Origin of the sequence: Actinomadura sp. HBU206391 (assembly GCF_014323665.1) — a bacterium.
In the GTDB taxonomy this organism is placed as follows: Bacteria; Actinomycetota; Actinomycetes; order Streptosporangiales; family Streptosporangiaceae; genus Actinomadura_C.
This window is the reverse complement of the sequence record NZ_JABVEB010000162.1, coordinates 1-12,904: the sequence shown is the minus strand read 5'-3', so window position 1 is coordinate 12,904 and position 12,904 is coordinate 1. Positions and strand designations below refer to the sequence as shown.

The following is a 12,904-nucleotide window of genomic DNA, read 5'->3' as shown; positions in this document are numbered from 1 at the left end:
TGGCGGCGGCACGATGAGCCTGATGCCGCTGAGATCGGTCAGGGTGAGGCGCGGCGAGGCCGCCAGCGGATGGTCGGCCCGCATCACCAGGGTCTGCGGATAGGACGCCAACGGCACCACGGTGAGATCATCGGGCCGCACGTCCAGTACGGCCACACCGAGATCCGCACGGCCGGTCCGCACCGCGGCCAGCGTCCGGGCACGGTCGCCGTTGATCAGGCGGATCCCCGGTGCGGGCCTGGTGAGGGCGTCGCGTACGACATCGCCGAGCAGGTAGAGATAGGCCCCTTCGCCCGCCGCCAGCACCAGCGGCCGTGCCGGAGCGGTGCCGCGCACCTCGGCGAGGAAGTCCGACACCCGGGTGTCGAGTTCGCGGGCGAACCGGGCCACGACCTCGCCCTCGGCCGTGAGCACGAGTCGCCGGCCCTCCCGCCGGTAGAGCGGGCGGTCGAGTGAATCAGCCAGTTTCCGGATCTTCACGTGCAGGGCCGGCTGCGAGATCCGTAGCTCACCCGCCGCCCTGGTGAAGTTCAGATGGTCGGCGAAGACGGCGAACGACGCCAGAGCGTCGGTGGACACCGTACCGAGGTCCATAGTCTGTGACTATAACTGAGGCTTTATTAATTAGTTCCCATATAGCCGCCGGTTGGCCACAGTGCTCATATGAACACAGGCGATCATCGACTCGGCGTCGACTTCGGCCGGGTGATCCATGGAGCCGCGGCGCCGTCCGGCGCCGAGGACACCGTCTTCCTGCAGGGCGGCGACGACGAGGCACTGCGCTCGCCACCCACGGAAGGGGCGTTCGACGTGCTGCCCCGGCTCGTCGAGCTCTTCGGCGGGCGAGTATGGATCATCTCCAAGTGCGGCGAGCGCATCCAGCGGCGCACCCTCCGGTGGCTGGATCACCACGACTTCTACGAGCGCACCGGCATGTCGCCCCGTAACGTGCGTTTCTGCCGCAAGCGGGCCGACAAGGCCCAACACTGCGCGGAACTCGGGATCACCCACATGATCGACGACCGGCTCGGCGTGCACCGGGCGCTGCGCGATCTCGTCCCGTACCGCTACCTGTTCGGCCATCAGGAGGAACCGGCCCCCGAGTGGGTCCGGCCGGTGCTCACCTGGGCCGAGACCGAGGCCGCCATCACCGCAGATATCGCGGCGGCACTGAGCGGGTCAGCCAGACACCGTTCGCGCTGAGCCGGAACTCGAGACCCGCCGCGGCCATCGCGGCGGCGTTCACGGTCAGCACGATGGGACGGCCCCGGCGCGTGCCGACCTGCCGGGCGGTCCCCTCGTCGACGGACAGATGGACATCGCGGCGGCCCATCGGCTGCAGGCCCTCGCGGCGGATGGCGGGCAGCGCCCGCTCGACGGTGCCGTGATAGAGCAAGTCCGGCGGCGCGGTGACGGGCAGATCGAGGTCCACGGCCACCGAGTGGCCCTGGCTGGCCCGGACCCGCCGGCCGGTCTCGTCGAAGGCGTAGCGCCGCTTGCCGTCACCCGCGACGACCTGAACGAGCTCCTCCCTGCTGACCGGGCACCCGTGCCGCGCGCAGGCGATCAGCAGCTGCCCGACGTCGGTCCAGCCGGCCCCGTCCAGCGTGATCCCGATCAGTTCCGGCCGGTGCCGCAGGTGCTTGGCCAAAAATTTCGACACGTGCTTGCGCCGGCGCTCATCCATGGTGCTCATGCACGGCCGGGGAGCCGCTCGCGCGAGCGGCTCCCGGGACGACCCCGGAGACGAGGGGCGGTGAGATCACGGCGGCGAAGTCCGCGAGATCGCGGCAGGGGAGGGAAAACACGAATACGCCGTGCCCCTCACGGGGGCACGGCGTCGTGGACACCTTCGGCCTTGCCCTTACAGGGCGGCGGCGCGCTTGGCGATCGCCGACTTGCGGTTGGCGGCCTGGTTCTTGTGGATGACGCCCTTGCTGACCGCCTTGTCGAGCTTGCGGCTCGCGTGCCGCAGGGCGGCGGTCGTCTCCTCGGCGTTGCCCGCGTCCGCGGCCTCGCGGAACTTGCGGATCGCCGTCTTGAGCTCGGACTTGACGGCCTTGTTGCGCAGACGGGCCTTCTCGTTCTGCCGGTTGCGCTTGATCTGGGACTTGATGTTCGCCACGAAGAAGCCTCGGATTTAGAAAGTCGATCGGGATGGGGCGCGTGGTCCGCCTGACCGGCGGCCTTCGGGCACGACACACGCGCCACACGCAGTTGGACAGCCTACCAATTGGACGAGCAAACCCTCAAACTCAAGGGAATACCGGTATGCCGTCGGCGCCGCAGTAGGGCATGCGCAGAGGATGCGGACGGCGCCGCGCAGAGCATGACGCCCGGCATGGGACCATGGGTATTGCAAGATCTCCACTCTACGCTCCCGTACAAGGATCCGCGTGCCCGCGATTCCCGCACCTGATGAGACCGATCCCGCGGTGATCCGCAACTTCTGCATCATCGCGCACATCGACCACGGCAAGTCCACCCTTGCCGACCGCATGCTGCAGCTCACCGGCGTGGTCGAGGGCCGCCAGATGCGCGCGCAATACCTCGACCGGATGGACATCGAGCGAGAGCGCGGCATCACGATCAAGAGTCAGGCCGTGCGGCTGCCCTGGGAGGGCCAGGAGGGCACGTCATATGTGCTCAACCTGATCGACACCCCCGGCCATGTCGACTTCTCCTACGAGGTCTCCCGGTCGCTGGCCGCCTGCGAGGGCGCGGTGCTGCTGGTCGACGCGGCGCAGGGCATCGAGGCGCAGACGCTCGCCAACCTCTACCTGGCGCTCGAGGCGGACCTGCACATCATCCCGGTGCTCAACAAGATCGACCTGCCGGCCGCGCAGCCGGACAAGTACGCCGCGGAGCTGGCCGGCATCATCGGCTGCGAGCCCTCCGAGGTGCTCCGGGTGTCCGGCAAGACCGGTGAGGGCGTCCGCGAGCTGCTCAACAAGATCGTGGAGACGGTGCCGGCCCCGACGGGCGACCCGGACGGTCCCGCGCGCGCGCTCATCTTCGACTCGGTGTACGACACCTACCGCGGCGTCGTGACCTATATCCGGGTGATCGACGGGCATCTGTCCCGGCGCGACAAGAGCCTCATGATGTCCACCGGCTCCTCGCACGACACCCTCGAGGTGGGCGTCATCTCCCCGGACCCCAAGCCCGTGCGCGGGCTCGGCGTCGGCGAGGTCGGCTATCTCATCACCGGCGTCAAGGACGTGCGGCAGGCCCGCGTCGGCGACACCGTGACCAGCGCGTCGCGGCCGGCCCTGGAGTCGCTCGGCGGCTATGCGCACCCCAAGCCGATGGTGTTCTCGGGCCTCTACCCGATGGACGGCGACGAATATCCGGAGTTGCGCGACGCGCTCGACAAGCTGCGGCTCAACGACGCCGCGCTGGTCTACGAGCCCGAGACCTCGCTCGCCCTCGGCTTCGGGTTCCGCTGCGGCTTCCTCGGCCTGCTGCACATGGAGATCGTCAGGGAGCGGCTGGAGCGCGAGTTCAATCTCTCCCTGATCTCGACGGCGCCCAACGTGGTCTACCGGGTCGAGATGGAGTCCGGTGAGGAACACGTCGTCACCAACCCCAGTGAGTTCCCCGAAGGCAAGATCGGCGCGGTCTACGAGCCGATCGTGAAGGCGACGCTGCTGAGCCCGAGCGAACACATCGGCGCCATCATGGAGCTCTGCCAGGGTCGCCGGGGCGTGCTGCTCGGCATGGACTATCTGTCCGAGGACCGTATCGAGATCCGCTACACCCTCCCGCTGGGCGAGATCATCTTCGACTTCTTCGACCAGCTGAAGTCGCGTACCCGTGGTTACGCCTCGCTGGACTACGAGCCCAGCGGTGAGCAGGAGTCCGACCTCGTCAAGGTCGACATCCTGCTGCAGGGCGAGTCTGTCGACGCCTTCAGCCAGATCGTGCACAAGGAGAAGTCCCGTGAGTACGGCCTGATGATGACGGCCAAGCTCAAGGAGCTCATCCCCCGGCAGCAGTACGAGGTCCCGATCCAGGCGGCGGTCGGCGCGCGGATCATCGCCCGCGAGAACATCCGCGCCATCCGCAAGGACGTGCTCGCCAAGTGCTACGGCGGTGACATCTCCCGAAAGCGCAAGCTGCTGGAGAAGCAGAAGGAGGGCAAGAAGCGGATGAAGACGATCGGCCGGGTCGACGTCCCGCAGGAGGCCTTCGTGGCGGCGCTGTCGACCGGTGCCGCCAAGAAGTGATCGCTGCGGGACGCCGCGAGGCGTCTCCTAGGCGGCGAGCCGCGAGCGCCACCAGGCGAGGGTGTCCTTGAGCGCCACGTCCAGGGGGGTGGGCACCACGTCGAAGGTGGTCTCGAACGCTGAGGAGTCGAGGACGTACGGCCGGTCGAACTGGTAGCGGGTCTCCCTCATCTCCCGCATCATCGGCGACACCGTTCCCAGTGCGTTGAAGGCCCAGCGCGGCACCTGGCCGAAACGGGGGGTCGGGGCGTCCGCGAGGGCCGACAGCCGGTCGGCGAAGGCCCGGGCCGACAAGGCCGGACCCGTCGGGACGTGCCAGGCGCGACCCCAGGCCCGCTCGTCGACCGCGGCGACGGCCAGGGCCTGCACGACGTCGGGCAGGTAGGTCCAGGAGTGCGGCACGTCGGGATCGCTGAGGAACATCACCCGCTTTCCGGCGAGCAGTGACGGCACGAGGCGGTCGCCGAGGTAGGACTGGTCCAGGGCTCCTGGCCCGAAATAGTCGGAGCCGCGCAGCTCGGTGACGCGGACCCGTCCCGCTCGATGAGCGGCGAGCGCGTCGGTCCACATTTTCGCCCGGACCCGGCCCTTGACGCCGGTGGCGGCGAGCGGCAGGTCCTCGGTCATCGGCTGCTCGGAGGGCCCGTAGCCGTACAGGCAGCTCGTCGTCACCAGCACGGCGCCGGTGGCCTCGGCGGTCGCCAGGAGCGCGTCGGCGATCGGCGGCCAGTCCAGCGGCCAGCGGTGATAGCGCGGGTTCATGCAGTTGTAGAGGGCGTCGGCGCCCTTGGTGACCTCGGTCAACCGGTCGCGGTCGGCGGCGCTCGCGGCCACCCTCGTGGTGTTCGCAGGCCCGGAGCCGGACCGGGTGACGACGACCACCTCGTGGTCTCTCGCGGTGAGGAGTTCCGCCAGCCGGTGGCCGACCTGGCCGGCTCCCACGATGACGTGCTTTGCCATGGTCCTGTTCTCCCTTGTCTTACGGGTCTGTCGTAAGGGCCGTACGGGGGGCGTACGGTCGTGCAGCCGGTCGCGGGCGTCGTGCGGTGGGTCAGTCGTTCTCGACGAAGGTCTTCAATGCGCCGAGCCACTCCTCGTGCCCGGCTCGCAGCCGGGTGGCGGAGTAGAACAGCGGAAGCAGCGGTCCGGCCAGGGACTCCTGGATGGTCACCCGGGTGCGGCCGCCGTCGACGGGCTCCAGCAGATGCCGGTCCACGGCCTTGAAGCCGAAGAACGTGCCCGTCCACGTCAGTTCACGGCAGGGATCGACCACGGCGAAGGTCGACCGGATCCTCGCGCCGCGCAGTTTCCAGCGGAAGGTCGCGCCGGGCGCCGGGTCGGCGGCGCTCAGGATCTCGATGCCGGGTGCCCACGCGGGCCAGCTCCGCAGGTCGGTGATCGCCTCCCAGACCTGCTGAACGGAGGCGTCCACGACCAGGTCTGCCGAGCTCACGATCGGGGCGCCGGAGTCGATCCGTCCCCGCCGTGCGTACTGGTCGTGCAGGACCGCGAGGGGCGGGCCCGAGTAGAACAGCCTGGACATCGGTGCTCCTATGAGAGGTTGTCGCTCTGTAACAAGAGCAATGCTCTCTCTTGGACGATGAGCTGTCAAGAGCGGTGCTCTCGTAAGTTGTTGGTGCTCTGCTAACGTCGGGGAATGAACGCGAGCAGAACGGCCCGGGAGCGGGTGAGGGCGGAACTGACCCGGGAGATCACCGAGATAGCCCGCAGGCAACTGGCGACCGAGGGCGCGGCGGGACTGTCGTTGCGCGCGGTGGCGCGGGAGATGGGAATGGTGTCCTCGGCGATCTACCGGTACTTTCCCAGCCGCGACGACCTGCTCACCGCACTGATCGTCGACGGCTACAACGCGATCGGCGAGGCCGTCGAGCGAGCCGACGCCGACTGCGCCCGCGACGACCACGCCGCGAGGTGGCTGGCGGTCTGCCGCGCGGTGCGGGAGTGGGCTCTCGGCCATCCGCACGAGTACGCGCTGCTCTACGGCTCACCGGTACCCGGCTACCAGGCGCCACAGGACACCGTCGGACCCGCCATACGCGACACGATCGTCTATGGGGCGATCATCAGCGACGCCTATCGAACGGGTGCCCTGGATCGTCCGAACGGCTTCCCGCAGCCATCGCCGTCCTTCACCGCGGACGCCGACCGGCTGCGCGAGGTGGTGATGCCCGAGGTTCCCGACGACGTCGTCGCACGGGCCATCACGGCCTGGACCGGCGTGTTCGGCATGGTGAACTTCGAGCTGTTCGGCCAGTTCGACAACGTGATCTACGACCGTGCGGCGCTGTTCGACCACCATGTGCTCTGCCTCGGCCGGCTCATCGGCCTGCCAGACCCGGCAGAGCCACGAACAACTGCATGATCACGGCGGGGAGAGGCCCGGGTGGAGCCACCCCCCGTGGCCACTCTCCGAGGGTGATCATGCAGTTGTTCGCGGGGTGCGATGGGTAGCCGGGCCACGGGCGATGGGTTAGCCGTGCTGCCGGTGGTGGGTTAGCCGTGCTGCCGGTGGTGGGTCGGCCGTGCTGCGGGCGGTGGGTTAGCCGTGGGGTGCGGTGGTCAGTCGTGCCAGAGGGCACCGGTCGGCTGTGCCGGGGTGAGCTCGACCGAACCCGTCCAGGTGATGGCCGAGGACTGCGGGCGGTAGGCGCGGTCCAGGAAGAACGCGCGGTTGATGGACGTGACCGTTGCCGGGGCGCCGTTGTCGCCCGTGCCCATCGGCTGCCGGATCGCCTCGACGCTCGCGATGTCGGCGGCCGTCGTGCCCTCGGGCAGTTCCACCGTGGTCGCCGCGGGCAGGTCGCGGGCGATCGACGAGGTGGGGACGGCGTGGTCGGAGCGGTAGAGCGTGGCCGGGTCGGCCTTCAGCCGGACGCCGACGGTCACGCCGGGGGCGGCTCCGGTGCCGGTGGGCGCACCGGTCTGCTTCTTGATCTCGATGAAGAGGTAGTTGCGCTGGTCGCCGACGGCCACTGTCGCCGGGTCGGACGGGCTCTCGATCCGGCCCTCCCGGATCATCTCCTGGGCCATGACCGGGTAGGTCCAGGCGTTGCGGTCCATGAGGATCTCGCGAGCGCGGTCCTGGGGCCTGGTCTGGGTCGTGTCGAGGAAGAACCGCAGCGGCGCCGGGGTGGTCACGGCGTCGCACATGTTGTTGTTCACCGTGCAGGTCTGCAGCAACGGGTGGTCGCCCTCGTAGGTGCCCGAGAACACCAGCGTCTCGTGGTTGGCGGCCTGGTAGACGCCCGTGCCGTCGACCCGGTTCCCCTTGGCGTCCACCTCGACGCGGTAGACCCACTCGATGTCGGTCGTACGGCCCCAGCGCGCCATCAGCGCCGGCGAGTCGGTGCCGCCGTCCTCGTTGCTCCACACCACGGAGTACTCGAAGATCCGGTGGCCCGGGGTCGAGGCGGGCAGTTCCTCGTGCCAGCCGATGAGCGGGGTGTCGGTGCGCGCGTTCTGGTGCGCGTCGCCCAGCAGCGCCAGCGTGCGCCCGACCACGACGGGGGCGTGCCGCAGCGCGGCCTGGTCCGCCTTGGGCGTCCTGATCTCCGTACGGTTCAGGACGACCTTGCGGGCGCCAGGTGAGCTGCTCTGCGGCGAGAAGCTCAGGGTCAGCTTGTGGCGGCCGCGCTTCACGGAGCCGAGTGCGAGGCTGCGGGCGGTCGGTTCCGCGGACGGCACCACCAGGTCGGTGACGTGCCGCCCGTCGACGCCGACGGACACCACGGCGGACTCCGCCCCGGGGCGCACCCAGGACACTCCCGGCGCGGAGACGGTGAAGCGGATCAACGCCTCGCCGGCGTCACGGAGGTCGAACGGGATGGTCTTGACCGGTCCGCTGCGCTGGACGACGACCGTGCTCCGCGAGTCGTTCGTGGCGAACGCGGGAGAGGCTGTGACGGTGCCGAGCGTGCCGGCCAGCACCAGAACGGAGGCGCTCTTTCGAAGGCTCATGATCGCCGACGGTAGAGCCCGAACGTGGCTGCCGTGTGAAAACAACGAGGCTGGTCGGTGATCGCCGGTTCGGAGCAGCGGGGCAAGGCGAGGGCGGTGAATCCACAGACCAGGAGAGATCCGGCCGATCGCCGGTGCGATCGGCCGGGGTGGTCACCGGCTCAGCGTGGCGGCGAGCTCCGGCAGCGTGCCGAAGACGGCCGCGCCCCCGATGATGTTGGGATAGTCGCGCCAGGAGGCGATCCGGCCGTTCCGGATCCTGATCACTCCGATGGAGGAGTCGAAACGGAAGGAGTCACCGGTGGCAGGGGACTCTCCCTCGACCTGGAGTTCCAAAATGGCGACCTGCGGGTCGGCGCACTCGTGGATGACCGAGTGGACCTTCTTGATTCCCAGGCCGAGAGCCCTCTCCGCCCCGGCGGTCAGGTGGGCGACGATCTCCTCGCGTCCCTCGATGCGCCGTGGGCGGCCCGGCGGAGCGAAGGGCAGCTCGTAAACGGCGTCTTCGGTGAACAGGCCGTCAAGGGCGCCGGTGCCGGCCTCCCCGGTCTCCTCCAGGCTGCGCCTGATCCGCTCGGCGATCTCCTGGGCGCCAGGCGCCCGTTCGCTCAGCACCGCGGACAGTTCCTTGCGAAGCTCGGCGCCGTCGAGCGGGTTGGCGTAGTCGCGGGAGGAGACGATGAGGCCGTCCCTGATCCGCATCACCATGGCGTATGAGCTGACGAACGACCGGCCCGTCGAGGTCACCGTGGCGTGGCTGTCGAACTCCACCAAGACGACCTCGGGGTCGCTGGTCTCATGCACCATGACCGCGTCGACCTTGTCGATTCGGCGCAGCGGTGCGGCGGCCTTGAAGCGGGCGCGGTGGTCCTCGCGTCCCTGGAAACGCCGCGGTATGCCCGCGGGCGCGAACGGGATCTCGATCACGGCGTCGGGGGCGTAGAGGTCGGAGAGGTCGTCCCAAGCGTTGTCCGCCGAGGCGCGCAGGAAGCGCTCGACGATCTGGCGAGGGGTGGCGGTCGTGGGTTCTGTCACGGAAGGCTCCTGATGATGGTGGAGAGACGGGTGGCCGGGCTCCGGGTAGAATCGGAACGATCGCCCCGGTTGAACGTTACGGAACGATCGCCCCGGTTGTCAAACGGCGCTTGAAGGAGATCAGCCATGGCCGACACCTCTGGCCGTACGGCCGGCGCGTCGCCACGTGCGGACGCCCGGCGCAACCGGGACCGCGTACTGGAGGCGGCCCGGGCGGCGTTCGCGGCGGAGGGGCTGCCGGTGCCGCTGGATGAGATCGCCCGGCGGGCCGGAGTCGGGGCCGGCACGGTCTATCGGCACTTCTCCAGCAAGGAGGCGCTCTATGAGGCGGTCCTGCAGGACGGGCTCGAGCAACTCGCCTGCGATGCGCGTGACCTGACCGCCGCGGACGACCCGGGTGAGGCGTTCTTCGCCCTCTTCTCCCGGACGATCGAGCGGGCGTCGTTCAACAGAGCTCTGTGCGAGGCACTGGCGGCGGGTCCGGGCATCCGGCCCGAAGAGGCGTCGGACGCGTCGGAGGTCAAGGACCGATTCCAGGAAGCGCTCGGCGTACTGCTCGCGCGTGCTCAGAACGCCGGTGCCGTACGTTCCGACGTCGACGCCGTGGACGTGCGGAAACTCATCGCCGGCTGCGTGACCATGGAGCAGCACGGTGGGCCGCCCGGGCGCGCGACGGCCGTTGTCCGTGACGGACTCCGCCCTGCCGGGTCGGGAGAAAGACCGCTCCTCCCGACCGTAACGAAAGTCGATGGCGCGGGCCTAGGCCGTAACGAAATCAAGGCTCCGCTCGTGCGCGAGACCCCGGCGGGTGCGGACGAGGGGGAGGGCGCGGGGTGCTGTGAGGTGTGCGGCGCCCCGATCGAGGCGGCCCGCACCGGCCGGCGCGCTCGGTTCTGCGGTGGGGCGTGCCGGCAGAAGGCTCACCGGCGGCGAGCCCAGGCCCAGTCGTAAGGCTTCAGGCGGTCCGAGTCGGATCCTCAGGAGGTGGGCAGGTCGAGCTCGCCGGTCTTGATCGAGCTCAGGAAGCCGTCCCACTCAGGCGGCTGGAAGGCCAGCACCGGCCCGCCTGGATCCTTCGAGTCCCGTACCGCGATGAGCCATCGCGGCCGAACCGCCGCGACCTCGACGCAGTCGGTGCCCTGACCACCGCTACGGCTGCTCTTGCGCCACTGGGTGTGGGAGGGGAACAGTCCGGTCATGATTCCGACACTATCCGTTGGATCATCACCCGGGAGTCGGCTTCGGAGAGGGCGGCGTCGCGGAGGCGATCGAATACCTGGCAGTGGTGCACGACGTCCGGTGACTCATCGAGGTACCAGCTACGGGTCAGGCTATGTACGGTCACGACCTGCAGAAGGGGTCCCGGGCCGACATCCATGATGACGAACGGCCCGTCGATCCCTGGATGCGCTCCCACTTGCGAACGGCAGCACCTGAAGGTGGACATGGGGGAGCCGAGACGCCACGAGGAGCTTGTCCAGTTGGCGGCGCATGGTGGCCTGGTCGCCCATCATCTGCCGGAGCGCCGCCTCGCCGATTACCGTCGATAGTTGCGGCGGTCGGGTTCCCGTAAGGATCCGTTGCCGCGCCATCCGGAAGTCGATCTCGATCTCCATGGCACGAGAGGTTCGTAGCTCGACCCCTGAGCCGCCGATGACCTTGGTGGCGTACTCCCTGGTCTGCAGGAGCCCGGGGACGACGTGGAGCTCGAAGGAGCGGATGGCGGTGGCGTCGGACTCGAGTGAGGCGAAGTCCAGCGTGGTGGGGCTGAGACGCTGTTCGAAGGTGTGCCACCACCCCTTCTGACGCCCCTGTCCAGCGAGGGCCAGCAGGGGATCGCGCCGGGCAGGATCGGTGACACCGTACTCGTCGAGGATGTGCTTGAGGTCGCGCGGGCGGATGGGCTGAAGGCCGTTCTCGATCGCGCTGAGCGAGGCGGCGGACCGATCGAGGACGCGGCCCGCCGTCTCGAGTGTCCATCCGTTCTCCTGCCGGATCACGCGCAGCGTCTCGCCGATCCGCCGGAACCGGAAGGACGGCCGTTCGCCGGGGGGCATGACGTCACTCTGTCACGCACAGTGTCCGATTCGTCGCCAAACGCGGGAGTGCTGAAGATTCAGCTTCTGAGGCTGCGGATTCCAATGCTCCGGCGCTGAGCGGGAGGCGTTGAGGCGATCATGCGGCGCGACGATGCTGGCGGCGACGTCGAGTGGGAGGAGAGAGTGTGATCGTGCTCGCGGTGCTCACGATTCCGGGAATGGAGGGCTCGGCCGCGCGTGCCCGCCATTTCCTTCGCGACAATCTCGGGCCGGGCTCCGCTGATCTCGATGACATGGCGTTGTGCGTGACCGAACTGGTCGCCAACGGAGTCAAGCACACCGACTCGGGCCGGGGCGGAAAGCTCATGATCCTGCTCGCGAAGGGCCGAGGCGTCATCCGGATCGAGGTCACCGACGACGGCGCCGGGGGAGCACGACCCTGTCCGCGCGACGACCCGGAGGCCGAGAGCGGCCGTGGACTGCGGATCGTCGAGGCCCTGGCCATGCGCTGGGGCCACTGTGCCGACGGTGTTCGCACGACCGTCTGGGTCGAGTTCCCCGGTGCCGTGGTCGCCGGACGGCGCGATTGAACGCGCGCCCGCCCGGGAAGACCCTTGCCTCTCTCCACGACCGATGCGGAATTGCAATTGAAAGGCGCTTATCGAATTTTCTCTATTCTGCTATTATGGCATAAAAGGCAATTAAGTTGTTCGTCGTGAGAGATGACTCGCTACCCAGCCAGACGGCGCTGACCGCCGCGGCCGCGCGTGCCGCCCACCTCATCGTCGACGACGACCCCCTGATCTTCTCCGATTCACTGGCCTGGACGTTCCTGGGCGATCGGGCCGAGGAGCTTCTGGGCTTCCACCGGATCCACGGGACCCACCTCGTCCTGGTGGGCGCACGGACGGCCGTGGTGACCCGCGGCCGATACACCGAGGATCGCCTCGCCGAGGCGATACGCCGGGGCGTCGGCCAGTACGTGATCCTCGGCGCGGGCCTCGACTCGTTCGCCTATCGGTCGGAGCTCGCAGGCCGAGTGCGCGTCTTCGAGGTGGACCATCCCGCGACCCAGCGGTACAAGCGCGAGGTCCTGGCCGATTCAGGTGTCGTGATACCGGACTCCGTGGCCTTCGTCGCCGCGGATTTCGAGACCCGGTCACTGGCCGGCCACCTGGTGCGCGAGGGGTTCGATCCCACCAGCCCCGCCTTCGTGTGCTGGCTGGGAGTGACCATGTATCTCACGCGTGAGGCCATCGACGAGACTCTCAAGAGCATCGGCGCCTTCGCCCCCGGCACCGAGCTGGTCGTGGACTACATGGTGCCCGCCGACCTGCGCGACGCGGACGGCGAGACCTACGTGACGTCGGTCATGCCGGTGGCCGCTGAGAACGGTGAGCCGTGGCTGACCTTCCTGAGCCCGCGAGAGATGTCCGCGCTCCTCGAGGAGGCCGGCCTCGCGGTGACCGAGCACGTACGGCAGCGCGACGCGGTCGATGCCGCACTGTGGGATCGGCGTGACGCGCTCCGCCCCTTCGACCTCTCGATGCTGGCCCGCGCCCGAGTCCGGAGCGGCGAATGACGGGGCGCAGCGGCGATGGGCGGCGGTCCTCTCAGTGTCGA

General features: G+C 68.9%; 16 protein-coding genes. 6 read left to right on the top strand and 10 right to left on the bottom strand.

Annotated elements, in window-relative coordinates:
• On the bottom strand, positions 1-594 hold a 594-nt coding region (locus HKK72_RS28840), incomplete at its 3' end, for a LysR family transcriptional regulator (RefSeq protein ID WP_187237585.1).
• Between the two features lie 69 nt (positions 595-663).
• On the opposite strand from HKK72_RS28840, the gene HKK72_RS28835 reads away from it, so the two are divergent.
• A complete protein-coding gene (locus HKK72_RS28835) occupies positions 664-1,203 on the top strand; it encodes a hypothetical protein (RefSeq protein WP_187237584.1) in 540 nt (179 codons plus the stop codon).
• Here the strand turns inward: HKK72_RS28835 and HKK72_RS28830 are convergent.
• Positions 1,148-1,696, bottom strand: coding sequence for an RNA 2'-phosphotransferase (locus tag HKK72_RS28830; protein ID WP_315987488.1), 549 nt, complete (start codon positions 1,694-1,696; stop codon positions 1,148-1,150). The genes HKK72_RS28835 and HKK72_RS28830 overlap by 56 nt on opposite strands.
• Positions 1,697-1,864: 168 nt before the next feature.
• Positions 1,865-2,125 carry a 30S ribosomal protein S20 gene (rpsT, locus tag HKK72_RS28825; RefSeq protein ID WP_187237583.1) on the bottom strand — a complete coding sequence of 87 codons (261 nt, stop codon included), beginning with the start codon at positions 2,123-2,125 and terminating at the stop codon, positions 1,865-1,867.
• A gap of 280 nt (positions 2,126-2,405) precedes the next feature.
• Between rpsT and lepA the strand changes: the two genes are divergently transcribed.
• Positions 2,406-4,229, top strand: a complete 1,824-nt coding sequence (lepA, locus tag HKK72_RS28820; protein ID WP_187237587.1) for a translation elongation factor 4 — start codon at positions 2,406-2,408, stop codon at positions 4,227-4,229.
• A 27-nt stretch (positions 4,230-4,256) separates the two neighbouring features.
• On the opposite strand, the gene HKK72_RS28815 is transcribed toward lepA, so the two are convergent.
• Together HKK72_RS28815 and HKK72_RS28810 are read right to left on the bottom strand one after the other, a co-directional pair.
• Positions 4,257-5,189: an NAD-dependent epimerase/dehydratase family protein gene (locus HKK72_RS28815; protein WP_187237582.1), complete on the bottom strand. Its 933-nt coding sequence runs from the start codon at positions 5,187-5,189 to the stop codon at positions 4,257-4,259.
• Positions 5,190-5,280: 91 nt separating this feature from the next.
• Complete coding sequence (locus HKK72_RS28810; RefSeq protein ID WP_187237581.1) at positions 5,281-5,772, bottom strand: SRPBCC family protein; 492 nt, start codon at positions 5,770-5,772, stop codon at positions 5,281-5,283.
• Positions 5,773-5,886: 114 nt separating this feature from the next.
• Here HKK72_RS28810 and HKK72_RS28805 point away from each other — a divergent pair, with 114 nt between their 5' ends.
• Entirely contained in the window at positions 5,887-6,612 is a 726-nt protein-coding gene (locus HKK72_RS28805; protein ID WP_187237580.1) for a TetR/AcrR family transcriptional regulator, read from the top strand.
• A gap of 197 nt (positions 6,613-6,809) precedes the next feature.
• Here the strand turns inward: HKK72_RS28805 and HKK72_RS28800 are convergent, their stop codons facing one another.
• Positions 6,810-8,207, bottom strand: a complete 1,398-nt coding sequence (locus HKK72_RS28800; RefSeq protein ID WP_187237579.1) for a hypothetical protein — start codon at positions 8,205-8,207, stop codon at positions 6,810-6,812.
• Positions 8,208-8,360: 153 nt separating this feature from the next.
• Positions 8,361-9,242, bottom strand: a complete 882-nt coding sequence (locus HKK72_RS42420) for a nuclear transport factor 2 family protein (protein WP_187237578.1) — start codon at positions 9,240-9,242, stop codon at positions 8,361-8,363.
• Between the two features lie 126 nt (positions 9,243-9,368).
• On the opposite strand from HKK72_RS42420, the gene HKK72_RS28790 reads away from it, so the two are divergent.
• Positions 9,369-10,193, top strand: a complete 825-nt coding sequence (locus HKK72_RS28790; RefSeq protein ID WP_187237577.1) for a TetR/AcrR family transcriptional regulator — start codon at positions 9,369-9,371, stop codon at positions 10,191-10,193.
• 26 nt (positions 10,194-10,219) lie between these two features.
• On the opposite strand, the gene HKK72_RS28785 is transcribed toward HKK72_RS28790, so the two are convergent.
• The 3 genes from HKK72_RS28785 to HKK72_RS28780 are packed head-to-tail and all read right to left on the bottom strand — an operon-like array spanning position 10,220 to position 11,299.
• Positions 10,220-10,441, bottom strand: a complete 222-nt coding sequence (locus tag HKK72_RS28785; protein ID WP_187237576.1) for a DUF397 domain-containing protein — start codon at positions 10,439-10,441, stop codon at positions 10,220-10,222.
• On the bottom strand, positions 10,438-10,689 hold the full coding sequence (locus HKK72_RS42905; RefSeq protein WP_410050352.1) for a Scr1 family TA system antitoxin-like transcriptional regulator: 252 nt from the start codon (positions 10,687-10,689) through the stop codon (positions 10,438-10,440). Before HKK72_RS42905 ends, HKK72_RS28785 begins: the two co-directional genes overlap by 4 nt.
• Positions 10,574-11,299, bottom strand: coding sequence for a helix-turn-helix domain-containing protein (locus tag HKK72_RS28780; RefSeq protein ID WP_187237575.1), 726 nt, complete (start codon positions 11,297-11,299; stop codon positions 10,574-10,576). Before HKK72_RS28780 ends, HKK72_RS42905 begins: the two co-directional genes overlap by 116 nt.
• A 167-nt stretch (positions 11,300-11,466) precedes the next feature.
• On the opposite strand from HKK72_RS28780, the gene HKK72_RS28775 reads away from it, so the two are divergent.
• On the top strand, positions 11,467-11,871 hold the full coding sequence (locus HKK72_RS28775) for an ATP-binding protein (RefSeq protein ID WP_315987487.1): 405 nt from the start codon (positions 11,467-11,469) through the stop codon (positions 11,869-11,871).
• 125 nt (positions 11,872-11,996) lie between these two features.
• Positions 11,997-12,863 carry a class I SAM-dependent methyltransferase gene (locus tag HKK72_RS28770; protein ID WP_187237574.1) on the top strand — a complete coding sequence of 289 codons (867 nt, stop codon included), beginning with the start codon at positions 11,997-11,999 and terminating at the stop codon, positions 12,861-12,863.
• Positions 12,864-12,904 lie beyond the last annotated feature (41 nt).

Excerpts from the sequence above, each read along its gene's own strand:
- HKK72_RS28835 (WP_187237584.1), top strand. The coding sequence starts at position 664 with ATGAACACAGGCGATCATCGACTCGGCGTCGACTTCGGCCGGGTGATC.
- HKK72_RS28830 (WP_315987488.1), bottom strand. The coding sequence starts at position 1,696 with ATGAGCACCATGGATGAGCGCCGGCGCAAGCACGTGTCGAAATTTTTG.
- HKK72_RS28815 (WP_187237582.1), bottom strand. The coding sequence starts at position 5,189 with ATGGCAAAGCACGTCATCGTGGGAGCCGGCCAGGTCGGCCACCGGCTG.
- HKK72_RS28810 (WP_187237581.1), bottom strand. The coding sequence starts at position 5,772 with ATGTCCAGGCTGTTCTACTCGGGCCCGCCCCTCGCGGTCCTGCACGAC.
- HKK72_RS28805 (WP_187237580.1), top strand. The coding sequence starts at position 5,887 with ATGAACGCGAGCAGAACGGCCCGGGAGCGGGTGAGGGCGGAACTGACC.
- HKK72_RS28800 (WP_187237579.1), bottom strand. The coding sequence starts at position 8,207 with ATGAGCCTTCGAAAGAGCGCCTCCGTTCTGGTGCTGGCCGGCACGCTC.
- HKK72_RS28790 (WP_187237577.1), top strand. The coding sequence starts at position 9,369 with ATGGCCGACACCTCTGGCCGTACGGCCGGCGCGTCGCCACGTGCGGAC.
- HKK72_RS28785 (WP_187237576.1), bottom strand. The coding sequence starts at position 10,441 with ATGACCGGACTGTTCCCCTCCCACACCCAGTGGCGCAAGAGCAGCCGT.
- HKK72_RS42905 (WP_410050352.1), bottom strand. The coding sequence starts at position 10,689 with ATGTCCACCTTCAGGTGCTGCCGTTCGCAAGTGGGAGCGCATCCAGGG.
- HKK72_RS28780 (WP_187237575.1), bottom strand. The coding sequence starts at position 11,299 with ATGCCCCCCGGCGAACGGCCGTCCTTCCGGTTCCGGCGGATCGGCGAG.